This is a genomic window from Jiulongibacter sediminis, from assembly GCF_001306455.1.
Taxonomy (GTDB): domain Bacteria; phylum Bacteroidota; class Bacteroidia; order Cytophagales; family Spirosomataceae; genus Jiulongibacter; species Jiulongibacter sediminis.
This window is the reverse complement of the sequence record NZ_LGTQ01000012.1, coordinates 47,088-73,686: the sequence shown is the minus strand read 5'-3', so window position 1 is coordinate 73,686 and position 26,599 is coordinate 47,088. Positions and strand designations below refer to the sequence as shown.

The window sequence follows — 26,599 nt, the reverse complement described above, 5'->3', positions numbered from 1 at the left end:
TTACCTCATACCTTTCCCTTTCAATATCGCCGAAACTCTATTGGTGATATCTATCGAGGCTTCTATTTCCTTTTTACGAATAGCCACACTTTCGATATTGAAGCCAAAAGGAATATTCTTTTCAAGACAAAAGTCCGTCAGTTCTTCAGCGATATTGAGACATTGAGAAACCGATTTTTCAAGAATGTCTTCCGCTTCTAAAAGCTCAGTTTTCATATTGTCTGGTACGTGAATACCCAGCCATTCCATGAAAGAAAGTGTTTTTTCAGATCCACAGGTGGTTAGTGTGAAAATGATGGTTGGAAGATTTTTACCTTCCTTACTGCAAAGCTCATTCAGATCTTCCAGCATTTGCTTGGCGTATTCCACATTAAATACGCATTGAGAAATGAAATAACTCACACCGGAGGTCATTTTACTCATCATTCTGTGCTGCTCATCATGAAGAACGGCATGCCTTTCGGGAATGGTGATTGCTCCTAAAACGGAGTTTTCTTGCTGAGATTCCCAAAGGGCATAGGCCTCAGGAAGTGATGTTTTGGGTGTAAAATCCGGAGCCGGAACACCCACAAAAATCGGATAGAATGTATGTTTTTTGAGGTTCTTTAACCATTCTTCTATTTCTGCTGGACCGAATTTACCGGCAGGCCGGTAAATGATTTTTGGCAACTCAAGTGCTGACAAATATTGACTGGCAAATTCAAAAGGATCTAAAGCACCCATAAAAGGGAATGGCCTCTCCTTGTCGGTTCTGGCTGATTCATCCTGAACGTCATAAACCACCAGAGCGTCAAGGTCAAGGCCTTGAATTCGGCTAAGCGTTCGTTCTGCAATTTCACTTACTTTATCGGCTGGTGTCTCCATTTTGGGGGGAGTGATACCATAAAGTAAAAGACCTGATTTTGTTGAAGTGATTTTGTCAATAAACATCTGTACTCTTGAAGATTTCCTTTTTGTGGCTGCAAAAATAGAGTCTTTACAGACTTTTCCCTGTTTACGTGGAGTTAATTCTTGTGCAAAACTGAATCAAATTGACTTTTGTCACATTTTTTTCAACGATCACGATCTATCTTTGCTGAATGCAGACAGGAAAGCAAATCATTGCTGCTCTTTTACTCTCATTGCTCTTCATAAAGGCGATGATTGTTCCTGCCATATTTGTGAATTATGAGCTTCGCAAAGATTTCATTATTCAGAATTACTGTGTCAATAAAGACATGCCTGAGCTTCATTGTGACGGCCAGTGTTATTTGGCCAAGCAACTGAAAGCTGCTCAACAAGAAGACGAAAAACAAGCGACAAATACCTTTTTAACCGAAGTCTTCAAGTTTGAAAGCAAAGTAGGTAACCTTGTATTTCTTTTTGAGCCGAAAGTTAGCACCATTGAAAATAAGACGTTCCGCGACAATTCCACCGCATTACCTTCTTCTGGAAACGGTTCCGTTTTCCATCCGCCGCAGGCTTGATTTCTCATATCTTTTTGATGTTCAATAAGAGAGCATAACTATTTACAAAAACAGGTGCCGGTTTCTGTGTGAAACTTTTGGTACATGATATCTCAAGGGTTTTGTGATTTGATATCACAGACCCTCAATTTTTCAATTCGATATATAATATGAAATCAATATTTTTCAAAGCGGCAGGTTTTGTCGCTGTAATCACATTTCTTTTTGCCTGCGAAACAATGAATGATGACGAGCTGACGGGCAGCGGTACAGTAGTACTTGAGTTCGATAACCGTATTGGCAGCAACGAGCTAAATCTGGGTCAAACGGTAGCTTCAAATAATTCAGGTGAAGAGTACACGGTAACCACCTTGAATTATTTTGTGTCCAATATTCAATTGACTGCCATGGACGGAAAAACGATTTCCTTCCCTGATCAGTACTATATTGTGCGTGAGGCTGATGAGGCTTCTCAAAGAATTACGCTGAATGATGTGCCGGCGGGTGATTACCATCATCTTACTTACATGATTGGCGTGGATAGCCTTAAAAGCGTTTCGCCAGAGGCTGAGCGTACGGGTGTGTTGGATATTTATTCTTACGGAGATGACAATATGTACTGGGTCTGGAATTCGGGATACATTTTCTTCAAAATGGAGGGTGTTAGCCCGGTTTCTACTAAGCCGGGTAACGTTTTCAAATTCCATATCGGAGGTTTTGGAGGTAAAGACACGGCCACTCCGAATAACCTCAAAGTGATTGACACCATGTTGTCAGAAGATCTGGCCGTTCGGAATATGAGTAGTTCTACAGCACATGTGGTATTGGATGTAACGAAGGTATTCGATGGAATTAATTCCCTCAAAATTGCCGAAACACCGGTGATTATGGATATGACGGGTGGAATGAAGGTCTCTGCGAATTACTCTTCCGCTTTCTCAATGGATCACATTCATTAATTTTCAATGAGATATTTGATCCTCATAGCAGGTTTACTGAGCCTCTGGTCTTGCGAAAAGGCCGGAGGCGAGGTACCTATAATTAATGAAGAAAAGCCTCTTTTTGAAGTTCCTTCAAACTTCGATGAACCAGTATATGACCTCTCAAAAAATCCGGTTTCTGAAGAAGGTTTCCAGCTTGGCCGGAAACTGTTTTACGATGGTCGGCTCAGTAGAGATGGGACTATTTCCTGTGCGGAGTGTCACGGCCAGCCCTATGCTTTTACACATCATGGGCATATTGTGAGTCATGGAATTGATAATAGAGTGGGTCGCAGGAATGCTCCTCCTATTCAAAATACGGCCTGGATGACGAGTTTTTTCTGGGACGGTGGCGTTTTTGATCTTGATCTGTTTTCTCCGGCTCCAATCATGAACCCGCTGGAAATGGATGAAACCATGACGAACGTGATTGATAAAATTGCGGCTGACTCTACTTACCGGCAAATGTTTAAAGAAGCTTACGGTACAGAGGAGGTAAACACAAGTCGTTTTTTGAGGGCATTAAGCCAATTTATGAATGCTCTGGTTTCAGCTAATTCCCGATACGATAAGTATGTCAGAAATGAGCCGGGCGGAGAACTCACAGCAGATGAGCTCGAGGGCCTACGGCTTTTTGAACAAAAGTGTAGCTCATGCCACTCAGGAGCCTTATTCTCTGATCAGAGCTTCAGAAATAATGGTTTGGAACCCTTTCGAATTGACCCTGATCTAGGGCGGGCTTTGGTGACTGAACGGCCCGAAGACCGGTTGAAATTCAAAGTGCCGAGCCTTCGGAATATTCGTTTTACAGCTCCATATATGCATGACGGCCGATTCAGTTCATTGGACGATGTATTGGATCATTATGCTGCCGGAGTGCAGGACACAGAGAATCTGGATCCTTTACTCAAATCAGAGGATGGAATACTGGGAATTGCTTTGACTAGCACCGAAAAAGCTCAGATTATTTCCTTTTTAAAAACATTAAGTGACGAGGAGTTTGTCAGAGACTCCCGTTTCGCTGCACCATGAAAAAATTCTCAATTTTAGTACTTATACTTTTTGCAAGTTTTGAAAGTCAGGCCTGCGATATCTGCGGATGTGTAAATGGCGGCTCATTCTTCGGGATTTTGCCGCAAGGGCATTTGCAGTTTGCGGGCATTCGCTATCGGCAGAATAGCTTTGACTCCCATATTGGAAGTACGCTTTTAGAGGCTCAAGAGACCTTCAGAACCACCGAATTGTGGGCGAGGTTATATCCGTTGCCCAAAGTTCAGCTAATGGCTTTTTTACCCTATCAGCAAAACGAACAAAACAGATTTTATGATGATTTTAAAGCCAGGCTTGAGGGTGTAGGTGATTCACGGGTGCTGGTGTATTATAACCTGCTGAACACTTTTGTAGATACCACCAGGCTGCATCAGCAATGGAACCATCAGCTAATGGCAGGTTTCGGGGTAAAAGCTCCGCTGGGCGATTATCATTACGATCAATATGACGTAGCTGAGGTGGCCAATGCCAATTTTCAACTGGGTACAGGAAGCTGGGATGTGCCTTTGAACCTCATTTATACTCTAAAAAAGCATGATGCGGGTTTAAATATCAATTTGATGTACAATATCAATGGCACCAACGACAATGGCTATCATTTTGCAAATCAAACGCTGTTGAGTCTTCTGGCTTTTCGCTCGGTATATATCGGAAATGCCAATCTGGTTATTTCAGCAGGAACGAACTCGGAAATTAAAGGGCAGGACCTAGTCAATGGCGAACGCAATGAGTTTACCGGCGGTTGGTATGTCAATGGTGCCGCAGGAGTGGATTTATATTGGAAAAAATTCGGTCTGAGCATAAACGGTCAATTGCCCATAGCACAGAACCTCAGTAATCAGGAGTTAAAACTCAATCAAGGTTTTGCGGTTTCTCTGAGCAGGATGTTTTGAGAAAATAGTTAGTACTTTTGAGTATAAACGAGGTTCTCGGCTCCGCTCGAACTGACAGTACTATTTGTCAACCTGGGCGTAGCAGAGGGCAGTCACTTTAAGATGAATTTAATGCCCCAAAATAACATCTCCCTCATCATCGCTGTAGCTGAAAATAATGCTATCGGCAAGGATAATACTTTGATCTGGCATCTTTCTGATGATTTGAAAAACTTCAAAAGACTGACTAGTGGCCATAGTATCATTATGGGTAGAAAGACTTTTGATTCTATTGGTCGACCACTTCCCAAACGAACGAATATCATTGTGACTCGTAATAAACGCCTGAAAGTGGAAGGCTGTGAGGTGGTTTATTCTCTGGAGAAAGCTTTTGATCTTGCAGCTGAGCAGGAGGGAAGCGAGGAAATTTTTGTTATCGGCGGGGCCAATATTTACGAACAGGCTCTTCCTTATGCTTCAAAGGTCTATCTTACTAAAGTTCATTCTTCGCCGGAGGCCGACGCCTTTTTTGATCTATCACTCTTTGATAGTTGGAAAATCATTGAACGTCAATTCTTTGAAAAGAATGAGAAGAACGAATTTGATTTTGAAATTTTGACCCTCCTCAAAAATTAAAACACATTATTTAAATTAATTCTAAATAAAGCTTGATAGGTTTAGGTGGGTTCTCTACATTTGTCGCGTTATTTATAATTAGTCTAAATAAAAATGAAAAAGCTATTACAATTAATTTTACTTTTCCCCGGGCTGGTCATTGCCCAACAAAACAGAATAGAGGGTACTGTCAGAACTCAGGATAAACAACCGGCAGCTTTTGTAAGTGTGGTACTCAAGGGATCCACAATTGGTACCCTAACGGACTCAACGGGAGCTTATGAGTTAAACAATGTTCCGGAAGGTACTTTTAAAATTGAAGCTTCTATTGTTGGAATGAAACCTACCCAACAAAGCTTAACACTTTCTGATGGCCAAACGGCAACCATTAATTTTATTTTAGAAGTCGATGAAAATCAGCTCAACGAAATTCTAGTCACTGCAGATCCGGGAAAATATGTCACAGATTATCCATCTGTTTCGCTGAGGCTCAGAACACCCCTGCTGGATGTGCCTCAGAACATTCAGGTGATTACCAATCAGACGTTGAAAGATCAGCAGATTTTTGATATGCGTGAGGGGGTGATCCGTAATGTGAGTGGAGCTACCCGATCAGAACATTGGGAGAATTATGCCCGAATAGTTATGAGAGGTTCTCGGGTGGCCTCTTTTAGAAATGGAATGAATGTAACCCAAACGTGGGGCCCTCTTACTGAGGACATGAGTATGGTGGAGCGTATTGAGTTTGTCAAAGGACCGGCGGGTTTTATGCTAGCCGCAGGTGAGCCCAGCGGATTCTATAATGTGGTTACCAAGAAACCAACCGGTTACCGGAAAGGAGAGGTCTCAATGACGGTTGGGAGTTTCGGAACCTACAGAAGTACTTTGGACATTGACGGAACCATAAGCAGAGATGGAAAGCTACAATATCGTCTGAATCTGATGGGACAGGAAAAGGGAACGCAAAGGCCTTTTGAATACAATAACCGCATTTCTGTAGCCCCGGTATTAAAGTACCAGATTAACCCTTCAACCTCCCTCACAGCGGAATACAATTATCAGCATGTTAAAATGTCCCCGATTGGTTCAAATTATATCTATTCCCCAAATGGTCTGGGTGATTTACCCACAGACTTTACTACGCTTGAAAACAATATGTCACCAACAACGATTGACGATCGGTCGTTTTTGCTCATTCTTGCTCATAGTTTGAATGAAAACTGGAAGTTTACTGGTCAACTTGCTCATCTTACGTTTGATCAGATCGGAAGTAGTTTGTGGCCTTCAGGGTTTATCGGAGATACCTTACAAAGAGCCGAGTCTATCTGGGATATTCAAGGTCAGACCCGTGTAGGGCAGTTCTTTGTTAACGGTGATGCCTTTACAGGAAATATCACTCACAGAATTCTTACGGGACTAGATATGGGAGCATATGATTTTTACCATGACTGGGCTCAGGGTGGAGCCATCCCTGGCTCTACAGGTTTTAATGTCTATAATCCTGTTTTTGGCAACGTCCCTTCGTCATCCTATCCGGTCTATGACCGTAGTCTGAGTCTTCGACAACGTGGCGTTCATTATTCAAATGAATACATGGCATTTTATGCACAGGATGAAATCCATCTCCTGAAAGAAAAACTTAGACTGACGTTGGCTGGGCGATACACTTCTACAGGCAATGATGATCCCTATAGCGGTGAGGTAGATGCCGGAAAATTTACCCCGAGGGTGGGGATTTCTTACTCCATTAATCAAAACATGAGTGTATATGGTGTAGTCGATGAGTCGTTTATTCCTCAGGCCGGAGCCGGTTTTGATGGAAAGCCTTTTGATCCTGTTTCGGGTTTGAACACAGAAATCGGTATAAAAAAACAGTGGCTTGATGGTCGATGGGTAGCCTCATTAGCAGCCTATCAAATAACTAAAAATAACGTTCTTACGACAGATCCGGAGCATCAATATTTCTCGGTGCAGCTGGGACAAACGAAAACCTCGGGTGTTGAATTTGATCTGCGTGGACAAATTTTCAATGGTCTGGATGTGACAATGAATTATGCTTTCACTGATGGTCAGATCTCTGAAGATACCGAAGAGTATCTGGTAGGAAGGCAAATTCCGGGGACTGACAGACATATCGCAAATGCCTGGCTAAACTATCATATGGACAGAGGAGCACTGGAAGGGTTTGGTATTTCAATGGGAGCCTCTCATGCTGGAGGCCGTACATCTTGGTACTCCGCTTATGATACCACTGTTGATCCTCAAATGCCCTCTTATACCCGATTTGATGGTGCTTTGTCTTATACTTTTGATCGCTTCAATGTGGCTTTAAACGTGAATAACCTCTTCAATGCCAGTGTGATTTCAGGGGGATATTATTCTTGGAGTCAGTTTTACTATTGGCAGGCTGAGGCCCTTAGAAATGCCCGATTAAGCATTCGTTATAAATACTGAAGCACCTGATGACTTTAAAAAAAATAGCAGGGAAAATACACCTCTGGCTCGGTCTTTCCACAGGGCTGGTGGTGTTTATAGTTAGTATAACGGGCTGTCTGTATGCATTTGAGAGAGAAATTCAGGATGCCTTACAGCCTTACAGGTTTTCTGAAGTACAGCAAAAGCCCGTATTACCACCTTCGGCTTTTGAGGCAGTCGCCAGAAAAGAATTGCCTGAATGGCACTTGCATGCTATTAATTATCCGGCAAAAGACAGGAGTGTAGAGGCCATCTTCTATGGTTTTGAGCCAGAGGAGCATTACTATGTGATCTATGTGAATCCGTACACGGCTGAGATTATTCATACGCAGGACATGAACAAGACCTTTTTCAGATGGGTTATAAATGGTCATTATTATATGTGGTTGCCACCGAATATCGGTCAGCCTTTGACCTCTTATGCTACGCTTCTTTTTGTGTTTATGCTAATCTCCGGGATCGTTTTATGGTGGCCTAAAAACAAGGCAGCTGCCCGGCAGCGGTTTTGGTTTAAATGGAAACCAAGCACCAAATGGAAAAGAAAAAATTATGATTTACATAATATCCCCGGCTTTTATAGCTCGGCATTGCTGCTCATTATTGCCATTACGGGTATTTTTTTCGGGATTCAATGGTTTACTAAGCTGGTATATACTGCCACAGGTGGCGAGAAAGATCTGTTGTTTTCAGAGCCTATTTCCAAGGTATCTACTCAGAACCTGAATTTTGAGAAACCGGTCATTGATCTTGTATGGGAGAAAATGAAAAACGAACATCCGGATGCCCTTTCATTAGAAGTCCACACTATAGAGTCAGACTCAGCGACCATAGGAGCCAATGTTAACACAAATGAAGGGGTGCATTGGAGTGCAGATTATCGTTATTTTGACCAATATACCCTGGAGGAGGTCCCTGTAAAGAATATTTACGGCAGACTTAAAGATGCAGACACCGCAGATTTATTAATTCGTATGACCTATGATATTCATACAGGTGGTATACTGGGATTCGCAGGAAAGGTACTGGCTTTTGGTATGTCTCTAATAGCCGCTAGTTTACCTGTAACAGGGTTTATGATTTGGTGGGGGAGGAACAGAGGGAAGTAAATTGGAAATCAGCTATTTAAAATTTGTTTAATCAGTCATTTCAGAAAGGTCAATCGGGGGCGTTGCTCATCTCAGCTTTTCTCTACAATTTTACGTCATGAAGCTAAGCGTGGTTATTCCAGCCTATAATGAGGCCGAATCTATCCCTGAAACCCTCAGGTCTTTATACTCTACACTGCAAAAACATGGAATAGACCATGAAATTTGGGTTACCAATGACAATTCAAAAGACAATACAGCAGATGTTTTAGCAACGCTTCAGCAGGAAATCCCTACCCTTGTTTTTGAGACTAACTCCGGCCCTAATGGTTTTGGCTATGCCGTTCGTTACGGTCTGGAGCGTTTTTCTGGTGATTGTGTTGCGGTTTTTATGGCGGATATGTCTGATGATCCTGAAGATTTGGTGAAGTATTACCAAACGATGATTCAGGAAGATGTGGATGCAGTTTTTGGTAGTCGGTGGGGGAAAGGAGGAAAAGTGATTGATTACCCAAAGCACAAGAAAGTCATTAACAGGGTGGCTAATTTCATTGTTAAAATGCTGATGCGGATTGACTATAATGACACCACAAATGCCTTTAAGTTATATAAAAGAGAAACGATAAATGGTATTAAGCCTTTTCTTTCTCCACATTTTAATCTGACTATTGAACTGCCTTTGAAAGCTATGGTGAGGGGGTACTCATATGCCGTGGTACCCAATAGCTGGACAAACCGGAAATATGGGGAGTCAAAATTGAAAATAAAGGAAATGGGAAGCCGTTATTTCTTTATTCTCATGTATTGTTTTATTGAAAAGTACTTCTCCAGAGGCGATTACATGAAAAAGGGCTCGTAAAAATAAAAGCATATGCAATTTGCACATCCGGGTATGTTATGGGGACTTCTGGCATTAGCCATCCCTCTTATTATCCACCTTTTTAATTTCAGGCGAACCAAAAAAGTCTTCTTTACCAATGTTGCTTTTCTCAAGAAAGTCGAAACTGAAACTTCTTCTTTCAGACGGCTGAAGCAATGGCTTATCATGGCTGCCAGAATGGCCTTTATAGCGGCTTTGGTTGTTGCTTTTGCCCAGCCTTTTTTACCTGCTGAAAATGATCAGAGTACTACCAAAAGAGGGATGAATAGTCTCTATCTTGATAACTCTCTGAGTATGCAGAATACAACGGAGAATAAGCGGTATATTGACCTAGCGGCCGTTAAGATTGATGAGCTTCTTGGCCTATTTAAAAACCAGCAGAATGTTCAGTTTTTGAGTAACAGTTTCAGTGGGGATGATCAGTTTATTAAAGGGGCGGCAAAAATCAAAGACCGATTAACCGAAGTAGGTTTTTCTTCAAGACACCGAACACTGGAGAATGTTTATCGGCGACAGGTTAGTATGGCTCATAAAGAATCCTCTGCTGACAGAAACAGCTTTTTCTGGTTCTCAGATTTTCAAAAAAGTACGGTCGGTGATTTACAGAACTTTAGAGTGGATAGTAGCCAGCAAATTTATCTGATTCCTGTGCAGGGAGAAGGGCTTAAAAACGTTTTTGTGGATTCTGTATGGCTTGCTTCGCCTTTTGTTCGAGAAATGCAGAACAGTGTGCTCTATGTCAAAGTGTTTAATTCCGGTAATGAGCCGGTAGAAAACCTCCCTGTGAAACTTTTTATAGATGATGTTCAAACCAGCACCAGTTCAGTTAGCATAGCACCTGATACGTATGCCACGGCAAGTTTCAATTTTACGGTTAGAGAAAAAGGTGAACATCGTGGAGTAGTGCAGTTTGACGATCAGCCCATTACCTTTGATAATGAAAGTTATTTTGTGTTGGATATTTCGCCGGCCATCAATATTCTTCATCTTTTTCAGGAGCGGTCACCGTCTGATTACGTAGCAAAGCTCTTTTCGAACGATAGTTTGTTTAACTTTTCTCAATACAATTCAGGGAATGTTAATTTGAATCGAATCTCTGAAAACGATTTTGTGATTCTTGAAGGGATTCAGGCTTTTGACCCCAATCTTCAAACGGCCATTCAGACCTTTGTAAGAGAAGGTGGGCATGTTTTGGTTATTCCTTCGTCAAATCCTTCTGAGCAGGTTTATAGAGAAACCCTGGCCAGTCTTGGTCTCAGTTCTCTCCGGGTTTTGAAAGACTCATCTTCAGTAAATGTTACTCCGACTATGCTAACGGAGCCGGATAAGTCCAATCCATTTTTTGCTGATGTTTTCGAGCAGTCGGGTGATGTTATTCTCAATTTGCCTTCGGTAAAACCTGTACTGGATTGGAGTGGGGTCGGAACCAGGCTTCTAATGATGAAAAGTGGTAAGAATTTTCTAAGTCAGGCTAATTTTGGTGATGGTTCCGTGTATCTTTTGAGTTCTCCATTACTCGGCCGTTTTGGCAATTTTGCCGAGCACGCCTTGTTTGTTCCTACATTATTTAAAATGGCTGCATTGAGTGTTAAGCCTCAACGACTGGCTTATAATTTTGATGAAGGAAGTATTATAATTCCGATGAATGATGCTCCTCAAAATGCAGTTTACACTTTGAAAAGTGGAGAGAAAGAGGTGATTCCGGTTCAGCGGGTTATTCGTAATAATCTGATTTTGGAATTGCCAGATATCGCCGAACTGGGGGATGAGATAGAGTCAGGCTTTTTTGAACTTCAACAGGATGGAGTTACCCGGAAATTATTAGCTCTCAACCATAACTCGGAAGAGTCTAAAATGGGTCAATATACCCCTGAAGAGTTAAAGGATATTTTTGCTGAGCAGCCGAACATTACTGTTTTTGACAATATACTTGATGGTGATTTTATCGATAGCTTTGCCGAAAGCAACTTCGGTAAACAGCTCTGGAAGTATTTTCTTTATGCAGCATTAGCTTTTCTACTCGTTGAGATTCTTTTGGTGAGGTTTATGAAAAGTTAAACTTTTTTGGGAAAAGCATGGGAGTCTTCTTGCGGTACTCGAGGTACTCTTCTCCAAATTGTCTAATGAGTTTTTTCTCTTCCCATTGTATTCCCAACAGGATATATAGTGTATTGGCCAGACAAAAGGCGAGATTGTGGTAGCTGTTACTGAATAAAAACCATCCCCAGAAAATCATCAGTGTTGCAGTATACAATGGATGTCGAACATATTGCAACAGTCCGGAAGTTTTGAAGCTTTCAGAGTTCTCTTCTGCACGACTTAAGCCGAGGAACAGAGAGGTGTCATAAACCGAGAAGGCTTGACGCAAAAGAGCCAGGCCTATACCGGCCATGAACCCTCCGAAAAGTCGGATTTCCCTGTAATTCTCCCAAACTGGCGGGCTCTCAGAATTAAGCTGAAACCAGACAATTGGAATAGGACTTAATACAGCAATAATCACATACAATAGTCGGTAGTTGATGCCTTCAGGCTCAATCCTTGGTCTCAGGTTATTTTTGATTATCGTTGAAGCTATTAAGCTATGCAAAAGTCCATAGGCTAGCCAGCTAAAGAACACGATGAGAGTAGAAGGGCTGAAAAGCTGCATGAGGAAAGAACAGCCTTTCCCTGATTTTAATTCGGTATTGATTTTTGAAATTGAAAGCAAAAAGGCCCCGGAATTTCCGGGGCCTTTGAACAAGTTTTAAGTGCTTCTTATTTCCGCTTAACTGAAGCGGCTCCGCTGGTATTGGATTTCAAATCCTGAACCTCTCCCAAGTCAACGTGGCTTGCTCCGGAAGCTTCCACTTCAGCACGGTTAATTTCCGTCTCAACCGCTTTGAGATGACTGGCACCTGAGATGTCCAGATCCAGATTATCAATAATACCTCTGATCTCAGTTTTGCTGGCACCCGAACCATCAAAATTCATATCATTAGCCTCGATATCCAATTGAGCATTAGCCGCACCTGAAATGTCGACATTGAGATCAGTAATATTTTTAAAATCCAGAACCTTCAACTTGGAAGCTCCCGAAACATTGAGGCTTTCCAGTTTAGGCATATTGATATAGACATTCACACGGTCTCTGTTGTCGAAGAAACGATCTCTAAATCCCAGACGCAGCTCTCCACCACGCACTTCGGCCGTCATATCTTCAAGATCATTTTCGCTCTCAGCCACTACAGAAACCTCATAATTATCGCCTTGAGTTACCATCACTCTGAAAGTGCCTCCGAATTCGATACTATCAAAATCATCAAGATCGAAGGATTTATCGAATCGGCCGGTTGGTTTGAAATCATCGTCATTCAGGTAATAGGAACTCCAGCGACTTTCCCGCTCACGATAGGCTTTTTGTTCTTCTTCGTCAAGCGGCTCGCAATCAAAACAAACCAAATCTCCTTCTTCATTGATTTCAAAAATCAGTTTATCAAAATCATTATACTCGATTCCGAACCTGTTTTTAACAGCCCAGGCATTTGCCAGCAGTTCACGGGCAAAATTCTCGGTCATTCTGATTTTTTTTCCTCTCGGAATTTTCAAGTCGACACTTATTTTTTGATTTCTGAAATTGGCTGTTTCTTCCAGAATTGGTCGCTCATTAAACAAGACCAATGAATCTCTTACATTGACTTGATAAGAAAGTTGTCGGGCATTTTCTTTAGCGACTTCCCGGGAGCTTCCCGAGCTTGTAAAGTTCTTCACAATTTCTATTTCATCAGAATCAGAAGGCTCAATAAGCACTTTAAGATTATAATCGTGCGTATCGTCATCCAGATTTTCATAAGAGTCAAGATAAACCGTTTCAGAGCTCAGTTTAAAATTCTCGACTTCGCGTACAGAAGCTCTTTTGGCATAATTTAAGGAGTAACGCCCACCAATAAAGCTGAGACCGAGAATACCGACAACCCAAAGGCCGAGACCTGTTAACCAGAAGTTTCTAGTACCAATTCGCTCATTGGTAATCAAAATAACACCCGAAAGTAACGTCGCTACGGCGGGAATGGCTGTTGTCAGAAATAAGAAGATGCCGGAGTTTGCAGGTAAATCACGGGCAAAAAAGCCGAGGTTAGCATCATTAGTTATCCAACGGTGATCAGTGAGTAGACCATAAAATACGGCCGTTCCCGTCAAAGCTCCAATCGTGAGTCCGAGTCCGATAAGGCATAAAATTATTCCGAGAAAAATACGAACCACAGGCCCGAGATGAGAAAGACCTCTGCCAAGAACTGAAAAGGCCTGTCCCAGAAGACGGAACGGGAAAAGTAGCAGCGTAGCAATCGCACTTTCTTTCCTTGGGGTTGTCGGGTTATTTTCTACATGCAGGCTTTGCTTGATATTGCTGTCAATGTTTTCAATGGTAACGGCCTCGCCCTTCATTTCCATTTTTTGAGTCAGCGTTTGTGCAATCGGAGAAGCTATCCAAAGGATGAGGTAGGCCAGGAAACCGATTCCGAAGAAAGGAACAAGAACCACAAAAATGATTCTTAATACCGCCACATCCATATTGAGGTACGAAGCAAGTCCTGTGGCCACACCACCGATAACTTTACCCTCCGGGTTACGGTAAAACTTCTTCACGTTTTCGTTTTCTTCCAGCTCTTCACTTGGCGGGAAGGCGATCCAGCAAATGATATAGGCAAGGAAAAGAATACCGCTTATTCCGCTTTCTGCAAGGCCAAGAAAGCCTATAAGAAACAGCACTCTGAACCAAACGACGTCTGTTTTGAAATAGTTGGCTAAACCAGCCAAAACGCCACCCAGTGCTTTACGTTTAGTGTCACGGAAGATTCGTTTGGTTTCTCCCTGAGGTTCTGTTTTTGACTGTTCGGAAGATTTCGCCTGAGGCTCTTCAAAAGCATCTGACGAAAAAGCAGCCTCTTCTTCTACAGCTTCAAAATCGGCCACCGATCCCATGGTTTTCATGATTTCGTCCACGTTTGCAGCGGTGATAACCGGTACAGCATCAGGTTTGTTTTTACCGATAAACTTTTCGGCAATGCGGGCTTCAATGTCAGCCACGATCTCCTCACTGCCTTCATAGCTCGAAAAGTACTTCTGGACGGATGCCAGATAATCATTCAGTGTCTTATAGGCGTCTTCTTCAATGTTGAAAACGATGCCGGCTATATTAATTTGTATTGTCTTTTTCATCTGTTGAGTAATAGCTTATTTGTTCGAAATGATGGTGTTGACAGAAGAAGAGAGGCTATCCCATGTATCGCCGAGAGCCTCCAGAAACTCTTGGCCGGTGTCAGTGAGTACATAATACTTTCTTGGTGGCCCTGAGGCTGATTCCACCCATTTATAATCGAGCAGTCCGGCATTTTTTAGTCGGGTCAGCAAGGGGTAAAGGGTGCCTTCCACCACCATGATTTTGGCTTCTATGAGCTCATCAAGAATCTCGGAGGCATAAATTTCACCCCGGGAGATGATTCGCAGAATGCAATACTCCAGGATCCCCTTTCGCATCTGCACCTTGGCGTTTTCAATTTTCATAATGTTTTTGGATGTTGAAAGCAGCAGCAGGGAGATTCCCCGCTGCTCTTAAAGTTTTTAAATAGCTTTTTCATAATTGAACTGGTTCAAACCAAATTCTGATACAAACATAATGGAAGGTACTTTGCAATGCAAGGTAATTGGTGAAATATTTTTGTATATACATAAATTCTTCCTTAGAAGCTAAGGGCACTCTCACCCTATTTCTTGGTTCGAAGTTTCCATTATCTGGAAATTCAGTACAGAAATCGGATTCCTTTTTGGATTTGAAAATTCTGATTTCATATATGTTAAAGCCAAATTCATATATCCAATACTTTATTTTATATATCTAAAGCTGTTTTTCTATTTGGCATACTTTTTGGATTCCATTTTCCGAAATCGGTGGCGAAAGCCCCATATCAAACGAATCAAAAAGTAAAATTGAAAAATGAAAAAAATTATTTCACTGACAGCTTTGGTTGTAGGTGTTATGTCATTGGCTCACGCACAAGACTCAAACTCAGACAACCACCAGATTACAGTAGTGGTACCGAACATCGCTCTTTTGGATATTGAGCCAGGAACGGCCGCTACAAGAAACTTCTCATCAACTTTTGCACAACCAACACCTCTTGAGGCGGGTGAAAAGATTGATAATCCGGACGATAACACAGATTTGTGGATCAATTATTCCTCTATCTTACCTTCGGCTGTGACATCAAGAAAAGTAAATGTTAAGGCAAGTGCAATTCCTGATGGTGTAACCATTAAAGTTACTGCTGGTGCTGCTGCTGCCGGCGGTGCAGGTACTAAAGGAACTTCTGCCGGAGAAATTACACTTTCAACAAGTGATCAGGAGATTATCTCTGGTATCGGCTCAGTTTACACCGGAACAGGTATTAGTAAAGGTCATCAGCTAACGTATGCCTTTGACGCTGACGATGCAGACTATGCTGATTTGAAAGCAAAAAGTACTGCCGTTACTGTGACCTACACTTTGGTTGATAACTAAAAAATCATTTAAGCTGGCAGAGCATGTCTCTGCCAGCTACTTCTATCGCACTTACAGCTTTCTCTAATGAAAAAAATCTTCGTTCTAATCGCCTTCAGTCTTTTTGCTACTCACTCAGGTTTAGCGTCTATTGTTATTAAAAATGGTTTGACCCATGTTCATGGCATAACAAAAGGAGGGGAAGATACGGGTAAAATCATCGTAAAAAATGAGTCTGCGAAATCCACGAAGATTCTGATTTACAAAATGGATTTGATCACCCAATGCGGTCAAAACAGTTCATACATTCTACACGAGGATTTTAAGTACTCCCTTGAAGATTGGTTAAGTATGACCATTGAAGAAAAAGTGCTTGATGCCGGTGAAGAATTTACCTTCTTCTATAAAATTCAAACGCCGGAAAACGCTGAAACAGGTTCATATTGGTCGATGATCATGGTGGAGGGCACAGACCCGTACACTGAAAAACAATCCAATGGAGTCTCTGTAAATTCCATCGTACGATACGGGATTCAGGTCGTCGCAGATATCGGTTTCAATGAAGAATCGAATTTGTCTGTAGCAGATATTCAAATGGAAAATTCCGAAACACCTTCACTTGATGTGATCGTTCAAAACAATGGGGCTTTTTCTGAGAAAGTAAGACTCTATCTTGAGGTCTACAATGAAGACGGCGAGCAAATCTCCACCATCAAGGGGCTTAGTAGAAGAGTATACCCAAGAATGTGTTCAGATTACAAGCTTGTCCTTGAAAACCTCCAAAAAGGAACCTATGAAGCCGTTTTGGTAATGGATAATGGTAAAGATCTTTTTGCGTCCAACATTTCTCTGGAGATTTAAGGCTCTCCAAGGATTACAACTTTAAATCACTACACTACAACCAACTTCTTGAAAGCTTTCGTCAAAATAGTGGTTCTTATTCTGGTGGTCTTCACTACCAGTGCCCAGAATATTGATGCTCTCCAACTGGTGAAAGAGCATTCGAGTATTAGCCCTGGTGCCCACGCCACTCTTTTTTTTGATCTGAATAGCTCACTATCTTCTGAAGCAAAGCATCAGCTGGTTTTACCACTGAATTGGAAAATACTCTCTGAAAAGATTTTTGAACGAACAAGGGGAAAAAGGTATATGTTCACGATCTCCACTCCCAAAGAAACCTTGAGTGGAGAATACCCGATAAGATTTTCTGTGAGAATTGGCGAAGAATATCTGGCTAGTAATGCCACTTTGACTGTGAAAGAGCATTTTCAGTTAGAAATGGAACCATTGGACTCGAAAGAATGGGTAAAGGAAGGAGACACCTTGATTACTCCATTTCTGATTCAAAATCTGGGAAATACCACCGAAAAGATACTGTTGCATTCTTCTAAAGGTGAGGTCCTCAATAGTAGAGATACTCTTTTTATCGCCCCAAATTCATCATCAGAAATTCTTGTCAGGCAGTATGTACCTTATTCAGAAAGGTCAAGCTGGATGGTTCCCGTGGATTTAACGGCAGAAATAGAAGGGAGAAAACCGGTTTATAGTGTAGTTTCTATTCCGGTTTACTCTAATAATTCAAAAAAAGCTGACCCCTATCTTAGATTACCCATTAATGCGGGACTTGAATATTTGAATTCCACATTTGGAGAGCAACGGTTTAATTCGGTGCAGTTCAATATTTCAGGAAATGGATATCTGGATTTTGACAAAAAACATCATGTGATTTTTTTGCTTCGCGGGCCAAATAACATTCATTTACCTCAACTTGGAAGCTATGATCAATACTCTCTGAGCTATGAGAGCAAGAAAAATAAAATTGATGCCGGAGACTACTTGCTACGCTTTGGGCAACTTCTTGAGTTTGGGCGATTCGGTAGAGGGTTGAAATTTGAACAAAGAATTGGTGAAGACCGTTGGGTAGCTTTTATTCAAAATGCCAGATTTATTAAAAGTCAAAAAGGGTCTTTTGGGCTTGGCTATACTAAAGTTTTAAAAGGAGGCAATGAGCTGAGCTTGCGATATATGTCAAAAAACCTGGTCCAGGGTGAAAAAAGTTTCTGGTCAAACCTGATCGGTATTTCAGGTAAGTTTGAATATAAGGGACTCGAGTCATTTACTGAAGCCAGTATGGGCAATGCAAATGCTAAAATTGACGGTGCCATTTATAACCGTTTAAGTTATTCACTTGGTAAACTCAGATTGCGAAATGAATTTATTCAGGCGGGTAAAAATTACTACGGTTATTATACAAACAGCCGGTTCCTTTTGAATTCTGTAAATTATCAGTTCAATAGTCATTTAAGTGCTGGAGTAAATACCAATAACTCAAACATTAACCCTAGTCTTGATCTTAACGTTTTTGTGACTTCGCCGTTGAGTAAGGTTAAAATGGTCTATCTGAGTTATATGCCCAATCAGAAGAATCAGTTCTTCTTTAACCTCACACAGCAGGAGAGGGAAGACCGTCAGGTTCCGGCGAGCTATCATTATAAAGAGAGTTTCTGGAATCTAACCTATACCTATACTTCTTCGCGGTTTACACTAACCTCTTCGGGGAGGATGGGATATGTGAATAACCTTTTGAAAGAAGATTTTGCCGAAAAAACTGCTTCATTTAATACGTCTGTTGCTCCCGAATTTGGGATAACATCGTGGTTCTGGCTAGGGGGCTATTTTGAGTATATGCATACCAGTAAATTCTCTCAGCAAAATGAACTGCAAAACCTGATCTATTTTGGCGGGAATGTAAGGCTAAATGTGAATAACGTAATAAGCCTGAACGGGATGTACAGAAATAATTATACGCCTGATCAGTTATATCAAAGCCGAAGGTTTACCAATGGAAGTCTGGTCTTTGATTTCAGGAAGCATCAACTTTCTGTAGTAGCCGGTAAAACCTACATTCCGATTTCATTTTCAGAAAGTAGATTCTCAACCTTTTTCTCCATGAAATATGCTTTCAGAATTGACGCCCCGGTGGCCAAAAATAAAAACATAGGTCACTTGAAAGGAAGACTTATTGGTCTTAATGATGACCTTCAGAAAAAAGGAGTTTTACTCCAATTGGGTCCTTACAAAGTTTTATCTGACGGGAGCGGGGCTTTTGAGTTTAATAATATTCTTCCCGAAAAATATATCTTGAGCATTCCATCTACTTTTGAGCTGGAAGGTGTGAAAACAGTATCAAGTGGCCCTTTGTTAGTTGATATAAAAGCAGATACGACAATGGTTTTTGACGTGGAGCTGGTGAAAACCGGAAGTGTGAAAGGTGAAATTGCCTACAGGCTTCAGGAAAAATACAATTTTGACGAATCAGAAAAAGGAGAAGATATTCTCATATTAGCCAAGTTATCCAATGGAGAGGAAGAGTTTGTCACCCGTGTAAATCGTAGAAATACATTTAATTTTGGGGAAGTAAAGCCCGGAGACTGGACCTTGGAAGTATATATGCCGGGTTCTCAATCTGAATATGAGATCCCGAACAATATTGTTAAAATTAAGGTGGAACCCGATAAAACAGAAATGGCCAGTTTTACACTGAATATGGTTCAGAGAAAGGTACGTTTTACCGGACAGGAATTTAAACTTTCATCTAGTAAGAGGTGAGATTAACGCTTTCGTTCATATTGATATCTGTCGCATGTTTTGGACAAAACGTCCAGGTGAATTTAAATTTACAGTCGGTGGCGATCATGGATATTGAACCTAACAGCAGTGCTTTTGACCTCTCTGTAAATAACCCGTCTGATGCCGGAGAGTCTGTTCAGGTAAGTACCAATAATAGTAAATGGATAAACTTCAGTTCGGCTGTCCTTCCGGGGGTATCCCGAAGCGTTAGGGCTGAATTATCTGGAGGTGCTATTAATGGTCTTGATTTAACACTGACCGCTTTATCGTATTCCGGCACGGGTGCAGGAACTCTGGGTAGTTCTTCAGGACAAGTTGTTTTAAATGGTAGCCCTCAGACAATAATTGATAATATAGGAGGTGCATATACAGGTGAAGGAGTTAATAACGGATACAATCTGAGTTATTCTTTATCAGTTTCAGATTTTACTGTCCTGAGAAGTGAAAGTAAAACGTTAACAGTACTTTTTACGATGATTGACAATTGAGAAATTTCCTATTATATATTTCTATAATGTTCCCGGCCATTGCAGGAGCTCAATCACTCTCAGTCAATTCTGGCTGGCAAACTGTACTTGACGCAACTTTAATTTCTCAAGCCGGAAGGGATTATGATGAGGACCTGTTTTCTCAATCTAATCAAACATTGCTTGATTTAAAGGATCTGAACAATGGGACATATACAGTTTCGGTTCATAAAATTGATATCGACTGGGATCCTAATCTTGAACTTTCGGTGCAACGGACGGGTACTGGTACGGGTAATCCCAATATCATACCGACCGGTGGTTTGACCTTTCTGCCTATTGGAAACAGTCCCCAGCCCTTTTTGTTTGTAAGTGTCGGTGGAGGTAAAAACTATAATAACATTCCGTTGCAATATAGGTTAAAGGGGATGAGTGTGACTATGGAAGTCAAAAACCATACAACGACGGTGGTTTACACAATTACAAACTAGTCTTTTTTCGATGAAACTACTTTGGACCGAAGAGTAAAGCAAAGCCCTGAGCCAAAATGGCTAGAGGTATGTTAGCTCTATTTCGAGACGTTTTGGGGATAACCTTAATTTTTGTTCTGAAAAGGTGTAGAGTTACTTTTTATAATAAGGAATGCCACAAATAAAAAGTAGCATAGGCTTCCCAGCCTTTCCAGTTTTTAGCCCATTCGCCGATTTCTGAAAGGTTTGGTTTATGGTCTAAATTCAGGTGTTTTTTGAGGGCATTGTGTAGTCCTACGTCGGCAATAGGGAAGGCCTCTCTGAAACCTAGGCAACGCATCAGAGCGTAATTTGCACTCCATTTTCCAATACCTTTAAGTGCGGTAAGCCTGGCTTCAGCTTCTGTGAAACTGAGAGATTGTAGTTCTTTTTTAGAGAGTTCATTATGGATAAAAGCTTCAGCAACTTTTCTGAGATATCTGACCTTTTGCCGAGAAAACTTTAGATCGGTATAAACCTGATCTTCCATATGGAATACTTGCTCAGGGGTTGGGAATGCGTAATAGGTCTTATCTTCAAATTCTATGCTTCGATTACAGTATTTAACAAGCCTCCTTTTACACTGGTATGCAAAAGTTAGATTGATCTGTTGGCCGATTATGCTCCAGCTTAATGCTTCAAACAGGTCTGGCGATTTTACGATTCTGAGATTGGGGAATTGTTTTAAAAGTGGCCTCAGAATAAAATCGTTAGCAGCCATTTCCTGAAAAGCACTCAGGTTGGTATCGAGGTCAAACCAGTCTCTGATATAGTTTTCAATGTCTTCTTTTTCCTGAGTGTTAGGATTGCTTTTTAAAAAGTCAACACTGATTTGACGTTCATTGAAATCAATTTTGCAAAGCACAACTTTAGTAGCAAAAAAGAAAAGCTTGAAAACTGATTCACCTTCCAGACTAAAACTGATTTCATCAGAAGATCTTCTTAAATATTGAAAAAGAAGCTCTTTGTTGAAGTCTTTTGGCAGGTCAATTTTCAGCGTCATCTAATTGCATTAATTCTTCAGCCTCACTTGGCTCAATATTTCCTCCGGTAATAATTAGAACGACTTTTTTGCCTGAGAATATTTCCTTATGATCCATTAGCATAGCCAATGGAACTGCAGCGGAAGGCTCAATGTACATGTCAAAAAAGGTTTTAACCAGTTCCATTGCTTTGGGAATACTGGCTTCTTTTGCCAGAAGTACGTCTTCTACGGATTTACGAATCAGTTGCAAAGTTCTCTTACTTAGGTGAGTCTGAAGACCGTCTGCAAACGTTTTGACATAATCAGCCTTCTCCACCTTTCCTGTTGAAAACGACTTTACGGCATCAGCCGCACCTTCAGGCTCGGCTGCAAAAACCAAACACTTTTCAGAATAAAACCCGGCAGAAAGTCCACTTCCACTCAATAGGCCACCACCACCTACAGGAGGAATAACAATCTCAGTTTCCGGTAGCTCTTCGAGTATTTCTTTTACCACCGTAGCCTGGCCGCAAATCACCTGATGATTGTCAAATGGATGAATGAAGGTGGTTCCCGTTTCTCTCATAATCTTATCGGCGGCTGCCTGACGAGCCTCAGGGGTGTTTTGGCAGAATGTTAGTTCGGCTCCAAGAGACTTTACCTTCTCTACTTTCAGTTTTGGAGCGGTTTCTGGCATAACCACGTAAGTTTTTATCTGCTTCATTTTGCCCACATAAGCGAGCGACTGAGCATGATTACCGGAAGAGTGTGTTACCAGGCCAGAAGAAGCTTCGTCCTCAGACACTCTAAGCACCGCATTCAGTGCTCCCCGTGTTTTAAAGGCACTAGCTACTTGTTCGTTTTCACATTTCAACCATATTTCGCAATCTAATAACTCGTTCAGCTCTTCAGACCTGACCAGCCGGGTTTTGTGTATGAAAGGTTTGATCAGTTCGTGTGTTTGATCTATTTCTTGCTTAGTGGGTTCCTTAAACATAAAAAAAGGGCAGCGAATTAACGTTGCCCTAATTTATCGACTCGATTTTATGTAACCTTATCCTTTCAGCTTAATTTTCTGACCCACATGAATACTGTTTGAAGTCATTCCATTGATCTTTTTGATTTCACTGATGGTCAATCCATGGCGTTGAGATATGTTCCAAAGCGTATCCCCACTTTGAACAGTATACACGATAAATGTATTTCCATCTTCTTCTGAAGCCACTTTGTCATAAACCTTCTCAGAAACAGTGGTTTCGTATTTTAATCGCTGACCTCTCATGATTTTGTTAGCAGAGGCGATATTATTCAGCTTCATTAAATCCTTAACTGAAGTTCCGTATTTGCGGGCTATTGTAGTCAGGTTTTCACCGTTTCTTATGGAATGATAACGTACTACAGTTTTCTTTTCATAGTGAAAAGGACGCTCTGCCGGAGCTGAACTGGTGCTTTCTAAAGCTGTATTTTTCTCACCCGTAACCTTAACGTTTGAACGGGTTTCAGTGGCAGGCTTTGTGTTTTTAGGCTCCGCCTTGGCCACCACGGTTTCTTTCTTGGTTTCATGATAAGCATCGTAAACTTTAATGCTTTCTCGTTTATAATAGGCTAGTCGCTGCCCTTTCATAATGGTGTTTGAACGTAGTCCATTCCAACGTTTTAGATCGCTAACGCCAACTCCATACCTTTCCGCAATTTTTCCCAGATAATCGCCTGATCTTACACTGTAGTAATGTTTAATATCTTTATACTCAAAATGATAATGACCCTTGTCGTCTTCAAGTGCGATAACATCGGTTGAAGGTGAACTTAAAACGCAGGCTGAATCAAGAACGCATTCACGGTTATTTTCAAAATACACGTAATTTAAGGTAGGTATCTTAATTTCAACGTTTTTGGCATAACCGGGTAATTCATGCTTCAGAAGGTGAGGGTTGAGAAGCTGGAGGGTCTCAAAATCCAAATAATTCAACTGAGCGAAAGTGACAAGGTTAAGCGGTCCGTCAAGAAGCAGATTCTCTGTTTCCATTGGGTAAAGTGTTTTGGCATAATCAGGATAGATACCGTGCTCAGCCGAGTAATTCATCAGATAGTTTAAAGCTTCCCATTGCGGCACATAAGCTCTGGTGTCCGGGTGAATGTAGTTATGCAAAGCCCAATAATCAGTTTTGCCGGATTTTCTAATAGCTCTTCTTATTCGGCCCGGACCGGTATTGTATGAAGCGAGAGCAAGCTCCCAATCGTCAAACCAACTGTATAGTTTGGTTAGGTATCTGAATGAGGCGTCAGTTGATTTTTCTACATGGCGTCTTTCGTCCATGTAATCGTTGATTTTCAGACCGTACTCTTTACCTGTATACGACATAAACTGCCACATGCCTACGGCTTTAGCTCTGGATACTGCGTTAGGGTTTAGACCTGACTCCAGAAGAGCCAGATATTTCATCTCATCCGGGATATTATGCTTGGCCAGGTATTTCTCAAAAACCGGAAAATAGAACTCTTTTCTTTCCAACATCTGCTTTACAAAATTCGGTCTTTTGTAAAGAAAGTAATCCACGTATTTCTTCACATGCTCGTTATAGGGCATAGGCATTTGGTTCTCTAAACCACGTATACGCTGCTCAATTACCTCATCAGAGGCCGGGATGATATGGAATTTGACATTATCCCTGATGTCAGTCACTTCTATGGACCCCGGGAAGATAACGGCCGAGTCTTTCCGGATGGGTTGCTTTTTGACTATCCCGGAAGCTGCTGTTTTCTGAGAATCATCCGATAGACTATCTGCCTTTTGAACGGTGACAATTCGTTGAGGGTTTTTACCGATCACGAGGGCTTCTACCTCCTTGACGTTATTGTTTGAATCTTGAGCGATCAGACCTGCAGAAACGAATAAAAAAGGGACAATCAGCAGTTTAGAGAAAGACAATTTTGGCATGTTTGGTGTCACGATTAATTTAATGGAGCAATTATTAAGAAAGCTTATTTTCAAATGTAAAGGGACTTCCTGAAAATTTAAAGGCTTTTTACATTTTTAACGCATACAAGTACATATTTAGTAGAGTATCTAATTGTATTTTTCAAAGAAGTCAAAAAAAAGCAGCAATACCCGAAGATACCGCTGCTTTTCTCTCCAGAGAAAGAGGATTGATTAATCGTCTCCTTTCGCTGCTTTTTCAATGTTTTCTTTTACGTCATTGGTAGCATCTTTAAATTCTTTGATGCCTTTCCCTAAACCTCTTGCCAATTCTGGCAATTTCTTAGCTCCGAAGAACAATAAAATGACGAAAAGGATTACAAATATCTCAGTACCACCCAGATTTCCTAGAAATAATAACTCCATGATTTTCTTAATTAAATAGTAAAAACAAAGGTAAGAAAAAGAAATTAAATCAAAGCCTGTTAGATTCTCAATTCAAATCTTTATTCATTTCCCAAAGCTCGAATTTTTCGACCTCTTCAGCCACAGAACGTAAAACGTAGGTAAGAAGTGCGATGTCATCGGCATAGCCAAGTAATGGTAAAAAATCGGGCACCAGATCAATCGGCGACAGAAAATAGACCAGACTGGCGATCATGATGATCAAATTTTTGAGTTCAATGTCCCGGTATTGTCCGCTGGCATAAGCTTTCAGTAGTTTACCAAGGGTAACCACCTTTTCGCGAATGCTGTCAAAAGCTCCACCTACCCCTAATTCTTGTGTTTTGTTGAGAGCATTTTTCAAAAGAGCCAGAAGGCTGCCGGCGTTTCTTGAAATACGGCCCGCCTTGCCCATAGAGTTTTTGAAAAAAACGGACTTTAGTACCCTTTTGAGCATATCTTCGTTCCAGCTCTGATTTGACATTTCTTAGACTTTTATTTGAAACACCCGCAATTAATAAAAAATTACGCTTTCAGGCAGTTTTTATTGAAAATAGGCGGCAAAGTGTTTGGCTAAAGCCTTTAAGGCCGATAATTTTGCTCCGCAAACAGGAATTTCCCTGACTTACAGTTTAAAAAGATAAAAATAATGAAAGTAACGGTAATAGGTGCTGGTGCAGTAGGTTCTACAGCTGCTGACGTTATAGCACGAAGAGAGGTGGCCGATGAAGTCGTTTTGTTGGATATCAAAGAAGGCTATGCAGAAGGTAAGGCGATGGATCTTATGCAGACGTCTTCTCTGGAAGGCTTTGATACGACCATCACAGGTTCCACAAATGACTATGAAAAAACAGCAAAGTCTGATGTGATTGTGGTGACATCTGGTATTCCGCGTAAACCTGGTATGACCCGTGAAGAATTAATTGGTATTAATGCAGGTATCGTTAGAACTGTAGTGACCAATGCCTTAGCAGTTTCTCCTAAAGCAGTAATCGTTATTGTTTCTAACCCTATGGATACCATGACTTATCTGACTTATCAGATTGCTAAAGAAATGGGTATCAATAAAAAGCGTGTAATCGGTATGGGTGGAGCATTGGATTCATCTCGTTTCCGTTACAGACTTGGAGAAGCTATGGGTGTTTCCCAAAACGATATTAGTGGTATGGTAATCGGTGGTCATGGTGACACCACAATGATTCCTTTAACACGACTGGCTACATGGAATGGTATTCCGGTGAGTCGCTTTATTAACGCCGACAGTCTTGAAGAGGTAAAACAAAAGACAATGGTTGGCGGTGCTACACTTACTGGTTTATTAGGTACATCAGCATGGTATGCTCCGGGTGCGGCTATTTGTCAGGTAGTGGAAGCTATTCTTAGAGACGAAAAGAAAATTATCCCTTCTTGTGTTTATCTAAACGGTGAGTACGGTCAGAAAGATATTTGTATCGGTGTGCCGGTAGTTATCGGAAAAGGCGGATGGCAGAAAATCATCAATGTTCGTTTAAGCAATGAAGAAAAAGCAGCTTTTGAAGCTTCTGCTGCAGCAGTGAGAAAAATGAATGAGGCTCTGTCTTAAGGGATCTTTTTTTCAGAGAAATTCAATATTGAAAGTGGCTGTCTCAGGTTTTGGGACAGCCACTTTTCTTTGGCCTTACCTGGTCGTATGTCCAGTGCCTCTGACACAATTTTATGTTCTCAGTTTTCACAAGCCGGTTAAAAACCGGCTTTTACTATATGAGGCCAGGT

General features: G+C 41.2%; 24 protein-coding genes. 15 read left to right on the top strand and 9 right to left on the bottom strand.

Features of this window, described 5'->3' with window-relative positions:
* Nucleotides 1-930, bottom strand: a complete 930-nt coding sequence (locus AFM12_RS15210; RefSeq protein ID WP_055149771.1) for a methylenetetrahydrofolate reductase — start codon at nt 928-930, stop codon at nt 1-3.
* A 149-nt stretch (nt 931-1,079) separates the two neighbouring features.
* Between AFM12_RS15210 and AFM12_RS15205 the strand changes: the two genes are divergently transcribed.
* The 9 genes from AFM12_RS15205 (at nt 1,080) to AFM12_RS15165 (ending at nt 11,460) form a co-directional block, all read left to right on the top strand.
* Nucleotides 1,080-1,466, top strand: a complete 387-nt coding sequence (locus AFM12_RS15205; RefSeq protein WP_055149769.1) for a hypothetical protein — start codon at nt 1,080-1,082, stop codon at nt 1,464-1,466.
* A gap of 149 nt (nt 1,467-1,615) precedes the next feature.
* The gene (locus AFM12_RS15200) at nt 1,616-2,404 is read left to right on the top strand and encodes an MbnP family protein (RefSeq protein WP_055149767.1); all 789 of its coding nucleotides are present in this window, start codon (nt 1,616-1,618) and stop codon (nt 2,402-2,404) included.
* Between the two features lie 6 nt (nt 2,405-2,410).
* Complete coding sequence (locus AFM12_RS15195; protein ID WP_055149765.1) at nt 2,411-3,457, top strand: cytochrome-c peroxidase; 1,047 nt, start codon at nt 2,411-2,413, stop codon at nt 3,455-3,457.
* The gene (locus AFM12_RS15190; RefSeq protein ID WP_055149763.1) at nt 3,454-4,368 is read left to right on the top strand and encodes a transporter family protein; all 915 of its coding nucleotides are present in this window, start codon (nt 3,454-3,456) and stop codon (nt 4,366-4,368) included. Before AFM12_RS15195 ends, AFM12_RS15190 begins: the two co-directional genes overlap by 4 nt.
* A gap of 111 nt (nt 4,369-4,479) precedes the next feature.
* Complete coding sequence (locus AFM12_RS15185; RefSeq protein ID WP_055150329.1) at nt 4,480-4,983, top strand: dihydrofolate reductase; 504 nt, start codon at nt 4,480-4,482, stop codon at nt 4,981-4,983.
* Nucleotides 4,984-5,076: 93 nt separating this feature from the next.
* Nucleotides 5,077-7,416 carry a TonB-dependent siderophore receptor gene (locus AFM12_RS15180; RefSeq protein WP_055149761.1) on the top strand — a complete coding sequence of 780 codons (2,340 nt, stop codon included), beginning with the start codon at nt 5,077-5,079 and terminating at the stop codon, nt 7,414-7,416.
* Nucleotides 7,417-7,424: 8 nt separating this feature from the next.
* Nucleotides 7,425-8,543, top strand: coding sequence for a PepSY-associated TM helix domain-containing protein (locus AFM12_RS15175; RefSeq protein ID WP_055149759.1), 1,119 nt, complete (start codon nt 7,425-7,427; stop codon nt 8,541-8,543).
* A 97-nt stretch (nt 8,544-8,640) separates the two neighbouring features.
* Nucleotides 8,641-9,381, top strand: a complete 741-nt coding sequence (locus AFM12_RS15170; protein WP_055149756.1) for a glycosyltransferase family 2 protein — start codon at nt 8,641-8,643, stop codon at nt 9,379-9,381.
* A gap of 12 nt (nt 9,382-9,393) precedes the next feature.
* The gene (locus tag AFM12_RS15165; RefSeq protein WP_055149755.1) at nt 9,394-11,460 is read left to right on the top strand and encodes a BatA domain-containing protein; all 2,067 of its coding nucleotides are present in this window, start codon (nt 9,394-9,396) and stop codon (nt 11,458-11,460) included.
* Here the strand turns inward: AFM12_RS15165 and AFM12_RS15160 are convergent.
* Genes AFM12_RS15160 through AFM12_RS15150 form a run of 3 tightly spaced genes read right to left on the bottom strand, consistent with a single transcriptional unit; the run spans nt 11,447 to nt 14,943 of the window.
* Nucleotides 11,447-12,142 (bottom strand): methyltransferase family protein, encoded by a 696-nt coding sequence (locus AFM12_RS15160; protein WP_055149753.1) that lies wholly within the window; start codon nt 12,140-12,142, stop codon nt 11,447-11,449. The two genes, AFM12_RS15165 and AFM12_RS15160, sit on opposite strands and share 14 nt — an antisense overlap.
* 14 nt (nt 12,143-12,156) lie before the next feature.
* Entirely contained in the window at nt 12,157-14,598 is a 2,442-nt protein-coding gene (locus AFM12_RS15155; RefSeq protein ID WP_055149751.1) for a PspC domain-containing protein, read from the bottom strand.
* 15 nt (nt 14,599-14,613) lie between these two features.
* The gene (locus AFM12_RS15150; protein WP_055149749.1) at nt 14,614-14,943 is read right to left on the bottom strand and encodes a PadR family transcriptional regulator; all 330 of its coding nucleotides are present in this window, start codon (nt 14,941-14,943) and stop codon (nt 14,614-14,616) included.
* A 430-nt stretch (nt 14,944-15,373) separates the two neighbouring features.
* Here AFM12_RS15150 and AFM12_RS15145 point away from each other — a divergent pair, with 430 nt between their 5' ends.
* The 5 genes from AFM12_RS15145 to AFM12_RS15125 all read left to right on the top strand — a co-directional run bounded on the left by AFM12_RS15145 (nt 15,374) and on the right by AFM12_RS15125 (nt 20,504).
* Nucleotides 15,374-15,937 carry a hypothetical protein gene (locus AFM12_RS15145; RefSeq protein WP_055149747.1) on the top strand — a complete coding sequence of 188 codons (564 nt, stop codon included), beginning with the start codon at nt 15,374-15,376 and terminating at the stop codon, nt 15,935-15,937.
* Between the two features lie 66 nt (nt 15,938-16,003).
* Nucleotides 16,004-16,777 (top strand): hypothetical protein, encoded by a 774-nt coding sequence (locus AFM12_RS15140; RefSeq protein WP_055149745.1) that lies wholly within the window; start codon nt 16,004-16,006, stop codon nt 16,775-16,777.
* 48 nt (nt 16,778-16,825) lie between these two features.
* The gene (locus AFM12_RS15135) at nt 16,826-19,525 is read left to right on the top strand and encodes a COG1361 family protein (protein WP_055149743.1); all 2,700 of its coding nucleotides are present in this window, start codon (nt 16,826-16,828) and stop codon (nt 19,523-19,525) included.
* 56 nt (nt 19,526-19,581) lie between these two features.
* Nucleotides 19,582-20,034 (top strand): hypothetical protein, encoded by a 453-nt coding sequence (locus tag AFM12_RS15130; protein ID WP_131458396.1) that lies wholly within the window; start codon nt 19,582-19,584, stop codon nt 20,032-20,034.
* Nucleotides 20,031-20,504 (top strand): hypothetical protein, encoded by a 474-nt coding sequence (locus tag AFM12_RS15125; RefSeq protein ID WP_165492354.1) that lies wholly within the window; start codon nt 20,031-20,033, stop codon nt 20,502-20,504. Before AFM12_RS15130 ends, AFM12_RS15125 begins: the two co-directional genes overlap by 4 nt.
* 139 nt (nt 20,505-20,643) lie before the next feature.
* Here the strand turns inward: AFM12_RS15125 and AFM12_RS15120 are convergent, their stop codons facing one another.
* The 5 genes from AFM12_RS15120 to AFM12_RS15100 form a co-directional block, all read right to left on the bottom strand.
* Nucleotides 20,644-21,525, bottom strand: coding sequence for a DNA-3-methyladenine glycosylase family protein (locus AFM12_RS15120; RefSeq protein ID WP_055149737.1), 882 nt, complete (start codon nt 21,523-21,525; stop codon nt 20,644-20,646).
* Nucleotides 21,509-22,483, bottom strand: a complete 975-nt coding sequence (locus tag AFM12_RS15115) for a threonine ammonia-lyase (protein WP_055149735.1) — start codon at nt 22,481-22,483, stop codon at nt 21,509-21,511. The genes AFM12_RS15120 and AFM12_RS15115 overlap by 17 nt, the downstream gene beginning before the upstream one ends.
* A gap of 57 nt (nt 22,484-22,540) precedes the next feature.
* Complete coding sequence (locus tag AFM12_RS15110) at nt 22,541-24,424, bottom strand: LysM peptidoglycan-binding domain-containing protein (protein WP_055149733.1); 1,884 nt, start codon at nt 24,422-24,424, stop codon at nt 22,541-22,543.
* Nucleotides 24,425-24,637: 213 nt separating this feature from the next.
* Nucleotides 24,638-24,829: a Sec-independent protein translocase subunit TatA/TatB gene (locus AFM12_RS15105; RefSeq protein WP_055149731.1), complete on the bottom strand. Its 192-nt coding sequence runs from the start codon at nt 24,827-24,829 to the stop codon at nt 24,638-24,640.
* Nucleotides 24,830-24,896: 67 nt separating this feature from the next.
* Nucleotides 24,897-25,331, bottom strand: a complete 435-nt coding sequence (locus AFM12_RS15100; protein WP_055149729.1) for a YkvA family protein — start codon at nt 25,329-25,331, stop codon at nt 24,897-24,899.
* Nucleotides 25,332-25,496: 165 nt separating this feature from the next.
* Between AFM12_RS15100 and mdh the strand changes: the two genes are divergently transcribed.
* Nucleotides 25,497-26,429, top strand: a complete 933-nt coding sequence (gene mdh / locus AFM12_RS15095; protein WP_216598519.1) for a malate dehydrogenase — start codon at nt 25,497-25,499, stop codon at nt 26,427-26,429.
* Nucleotides 26,430-26,599: the final 170 nt, after the last annotated feature.

Excerpts from the sequence above, each read along its gene's own strand:
- AFM12_RS15210 (WP_055149771.1), bottom strand. The coding sequence starts at position 930 with ATGTTTATTGACAAAATCACTTCAACAAAATCAGGTCTTTTACTTTAT.
- AFM12_RS15165 (WP_055149755.1), top strand. The coding sequence starts at position 9,394 with ATGCAATTTGCACATCCGGGTATGTTATGGGGACTTCTGGCATTAGCC.
- AFM12_RS15155 (WP_055149751.1), bottom strand. The coding sequence starts at position 14,598 with ATGAAAAAGACAATACAAATTAATATAGCCGGCATCGTTTTCAACATT.
- AFM12_RS15100 (WP_055149729.1), bottom strand. The coding sequence starts at position 25,331 with ATGTCAAATCAGAGCTGGAACGAAGATATGCTCAAAAGGGTACTAAAG.
- AFM12_RS15185 (WP_055150329.1), top strand. The coding sequence starts at position 4,480 with ATGCCCCAAAATAACATCTCCCTCATCATCGCTGTAGCTGAAAATAAT.
- AFM12_RS15175 (WP_055149759.1), top strand. The coding sequence starts at position 7,425 with ATGACTTTAAAAAAAATAGCAGGGAAAATACACCTCTGGCTCGGTCTT.
- AFM12_RS15110 (WP_055149733.1), bottom strand. The coding sequence starts at position 24,424 with ATGCCAAAATTGTCTTTCTCTAAACTGCTGATTGTCCCTTTTTTATTC.
- AFM12_RS15195 (WP_055149765.1), top strand. The coding sequence starts at position 2,411 with ATGAGATATTTGATCCTCATAGCAGGTTTACTGAGCCTCTGGTCTTGC.
- AFM12_RS15205 (WP_055149769.1), top strand. The coding sequence starts at position 1,080 with ATGCAGACAGGAAAGCAAATCATTGCTGCTCTTTTACTCTCATTGCTC.
- AFM12_RS15105 (WP_055149731.1), bottom strand. The coding sequence starts at position 24,829 with ATGGAGTTATTATTTCTAGGAAATCTGGGTGGTACTGAGATATTTGTA.
- AFM12_RS15120 (WP_055149737.1), bottom strand. The coding sequence starts at position 21,525 with ATGACGCTGAAAATTGACCTGCCAAAAGACTTCAACAAAGAGCTTCTT.
- AFM12_RS15145 (WP_055149747.1), top strand. The coding sequence starts at position 15,374 with ATGAAAAAAATTATTTCACTGACAGCTTTGGTTGTAGGTGTTATGTCA.
- AFM12_RS15140 (WP_055149745.1), top strand. The coding sequence starts at position 16,004 with ATGAAAAAAATCTTCGTTCTAATCGCCTTCAGTCTTTTTGCTACTCAC.
- AFM12_RS15190 (WP_055149763.1), top strand. The coding sequence starts at position 3,454 with ATGAAAAAATTCTCAATTTTAGTACTTATACTTTTTGCAAGTTTTGAA.
- AFM12_RS15115 (WP_055149735.1), bottom strand. The coding sequence starts at position 22,483 with ATGTTTAAGGAACCCACTAAGCAAGAAATAGATCAAACACACGAACTG.
- AFM12_RS15170 (WP_055149756.1), top strand. The coding sequence starts at position 8,641 with ATGAAGCTAAGCGTGGTTATTCCAGCCTATAATGAGGCCGAATCTATC.
- AFM12_RS15200 (WP_055149767.1), top strand. The coding sequence starts at position 1,616 with ATGAAATCAATATTTTTCAAAGCGGCAGGTTTTGTCGCTGTAATCACA.
- mdh (WP_216598519.1), top strand. The coding sequence starts at position 25,497 with ATGAAAGTAACGGTAATAGGTGCTGGTGCAGTAGGTTCTACAGCTGCT.
- AFM12_RS15180 (WP_055149761.1), top strand. The coding sequence starts at position 5,077 with ATGAAAAAGCTATTACAATTAATTTTACTTTTCCCCGGGCTGGTCATT.
- AFM12_RS15150 (WP_055149749.1), bottom strand. The coding sequence starts at position 14,943 with ATGAAAATTGAAAACGCCAAGGTGCAGATGCGAAAGGGGATCCTGGAG.